Below are 3,415 nucleotides of genomic sequence, written 5' to 3' on the forward strand. Positions count from 1 at the left end.
GTAGTGCGTATACAAAAAGTGATTTAGCAAGTAATTATCATCGTAAAAACATGTTGCAACTCGCAACAAGTGAATTCAAGAATGTTAGGGTAAGTGAATTGGAAATGAATGATTCTGATTTTCTTGGGACATATCAATCTTTAATTCGTTTTAGTGATAGTGAAAATGTTGACATTGGTTTTGTTGTTGGTGCAGATAACTTAATCGGAATGGAACATTGGATAAATGTTGAAGGAATTCTAAGTGAGTTTAAGATTATCGTTCTTGCTAGAAATGGGCTAGATATTGAATCATTGATTAAAGACAACGCAGTATTAAACAGATACTACTCCAATTTTGTAATTTGTGATGACTTTGATGTTAAAATCAGTAGTACTGATTTTAGAAAGTCACTTGATCAAACACAAGTTCCAGATTCTGTATTTAAATACATCAAAGAGAACGAACTATATGAGATATAAACAATACAAACATAAGTTCTTGTATAGTTTTATATATGTATGGACATTTGTTTTTGAAATAGGATTGATAGTAGCTGCCTATTTTTCTACAAGATATTACATGATATTTATTCCAATAGTGTTTATAATATTTTTAATCAATATCTATGCATATATTAGACAATTGCAATCCTCATATGTTATAACTGATGATGGACTAGAAAAATGGCGTAAAGAAACGGCTGTTAGCCAGTTTCCATTCGTCGATGTTGTCAGTATAAGAGAAACAAAAATGTATTATGAAATAACAGTAAGGTTCAGCAATAAAGTTAGAACACAATACCTAACAAAATTACTAACAGAGTTCGATGATATGAAGCAAAAATTTGAGCAACGACTAAAAGACCAAAATAAAGAAGTGTTATTCTTTTAGAAGCGAGGTGCATTATGGTACATAACGGATTTATCAAAGTCGCAACTGTGACTCCAAAACTTAAAGTAGGAAATCCAAAATACAATGTAAATGAAATGCTTTTATTGTTAAAGGATATAAAAAGCAGTATAACAGTATTCCCTGAACTTGGAATAAGTGCATATACTTGTAATGATTTATTCTTTCAAGAAAGTTTGTTAAACAATGTTAAAGAGAATATGGCTGTTCTTCTTAAGAACAATCCATATGATGGAATCCTTATTGTTGGACTACCACTTGAAATAGAAGGTGTTTTATATAACACTGCTTTTGTGATTCAGAAAGATAAGATCTTAGGTGTTGTACCAAAATACTACCTTCCTAATACAGGCGAATTTTATGAGAAAAGATGGTTCCAATCAGGGTTTGATATTGTAAGTAAAGTAAAAGAGATTACTTACTTAGATCAAACAGTACCGTTTGGAAATCTTGTATTTAAAGATAATAAAGATATCTCATTTGGAATCGAGATATGTGAAGATATGTGGGCACCTATTAGCCCGGGGAACATTCTAGCAATCAATGGAGCTAGAATGATCATTAACTTAAGTGCTTCAAACGAAGTCCTTGGGAAACGTGAAATCAGAAGACGTTCAATATTAGAACACAGTAGAAGAAACGCAGGAGCGTATATATACTGTAGTGCTGGTGTAAATGAATCTACAAGTGAAACTGTGTTTAGTGGACATAATGTAATATGTCAAAACAGTGAACTCATTGTTGAAACAGAAAACTTTAATCAAGAGAGTGAAATTATTTATGGAGATATTGATCTTTCAAAAATTGATTTCTCTAGAAGAACAAATGCATCTTATAGAGATACACTACATAAATTTGATTATGAAGTACAAGAAGTATTCTTTACATTAAAAGAAAGTAATGATTTTGTATTCGAAAAAAAGTTTGATAGCACGCCGTTCGTACCAAAGGTAAATGTATTAGGCGATTTTGAAAAAATCGCTGCATTACAAGAAAATGCCTTATTGAAACGAATCAAGCACGTGCGTGCTAAAAGCTTAATCGTTGGTATAAGCGGAGGACTTGATTCTACACTTGCATTATTAATTGCGGTACGAGTATACGATAACTTAGGATTATCTAGGAAACAGATAATCGGTGTAACTATGCCTGGACTACATACATCAAAACGTACAAAAAAGAATGCATTAGATATGATGAATAATCTTGGTGTTACTGTATTAGATATCGATATCAATAAACATGTTCGAGATCATTTTGAATTGATTGGACATGATGGTAAGACAGAAGATATTACATATGAAAACACACAAGCAAGAGCTAGAACAATGATTTTAATGAATCTAGCGAATAAACATAATGGACTTGTCCTAGGGACAGGAGATTTGAGTGAACTGGTACTTGGATGGTGTACGTACAACGGAGACCAAATGAGTATGTATGGTGTCAACGCTGGAATCCCTAAAACATTGGTAAGTTTTATGATTTACAATTATGCGTTAAACAAATTTGATGATGATGTGAAGGACACATTACTAGATATTATCGATACACCGATAACTCCAGAACTGGCATCTAGTCAAAAAACAGAAGATACAATTGGAAAATATGAAATCAACGATTTCATTATTCACCGTGTTCTTAGATATGGTGATGATCAAGATAGAATTAAATGGCTAATTGGAATAGTGTTTGAAATGGATGAGGAAACAAGTAATCGTTATAGTACTAATTTCTTCAGACGTTTTTACTCACAGCAATTCAAGAGAACTGCGTTACCAGATAGCCCAAAAATATTAGATATAAGTATCAGTCCACGTGGTGATTTAAGATTACCAAGTGACATAGATATATTTTAGGATGATTATATGAAAACAGTAGTAGTAGGACTTAGTGGAGGGGTCGATAGTAGTGTCGCTTGCGCATTATTAAAAGAGCAAGGATACAACGTTATAGGCCTTTTTATGAGAAATTGGGACAGTACAACAAACAATGATGTACTAGGAAACCCAGATGTAGACAATGAGATTTGTCCACAAGAAGAAGATTATTTAGACGCGGAATTGGTAGCTAAGAAATTAGATATCCCGCTTTATCGTGTCGATTTTATAAAAGAGTATTGGGATAATGTATTCACATACTTTTTAGATGAGTATAAAAAAGGGAGAACACCAAATCCGGATATCCTTTGTAATAAATACATTAAATTTGATGCGTTTATAGAACATGCACAGAAATTTAATCCAGATTATATCGCTATGGGACACTACGCAAGAGTAGAACATGGTGAACATCACAAAATGTTACGTGGGGTAGACGATAATAAGGATCAAACATACTTCTTATCACAACTTACAGAGCATCAACTGAGTAAGATATTATTCCCTGTTGGTGAACTAACAAAACAAGAAGTCCGTGACATCGCTCATAAATACGATTTAGCAACAAAAGATAAAAAAGATTCGACAGGGATTTGCTTTATTGGTGAAAGAGACTTCAACAAATTCTTAAATAATTATTTACC

General features: G+C 32.5%; 4 protein-coding genes. All 4 read left to right on the forward strand.

Annotated features, from left to right (window positions below; genetic code table 11):
- Positions 1–461, forward strand: a 461-nt coding sequence (locus AC2LE6_RS08720) for a nucleotidyl transferase family protein (protein WP_484478872.1), incomplete at its 5' end; no start/stop codon positions are given.
- The gene (locus AC2LE6_RS08725; RefSeq protein ID WP_484478873.1) at positions 451–873 is read left to right on the forward strand and encodes a hypothetical protein; all 423 of its coding nucleotides are present in this window, start codon (positions 451–453) and stop codon (positions 871–873) included. The genes AC2LE6_RS08720 and AC2LE6_RS08725, both read left to right, overlap by 11 nt.
- 14 nt (positions 874–887) lie before the next feature.
- Positions 888–2,750, forward strand: coding sequence for an NAD(+) synthase (locus AC2LE6_RS08730; RefSeq protein WP_484478874.1), 1,863 nt, complete (start codon positions 888–890; stop codon positions 2,748–2,750).
- Positions 2,751–2,759: 9 nt separating this feature from the next.
- The coding region (mnmA, locus tag AC2LE6_RS08735) for a tRNA 2-thiouridine(34) synthase MnmA (protein WP_484478875.1) at positions 2,760–3,415 on the forward strand (656 nt) is incomplete at its 3' end.

Source organism: Candidatus Izemoplasma sp. (genome assembly GCF_982632705.1).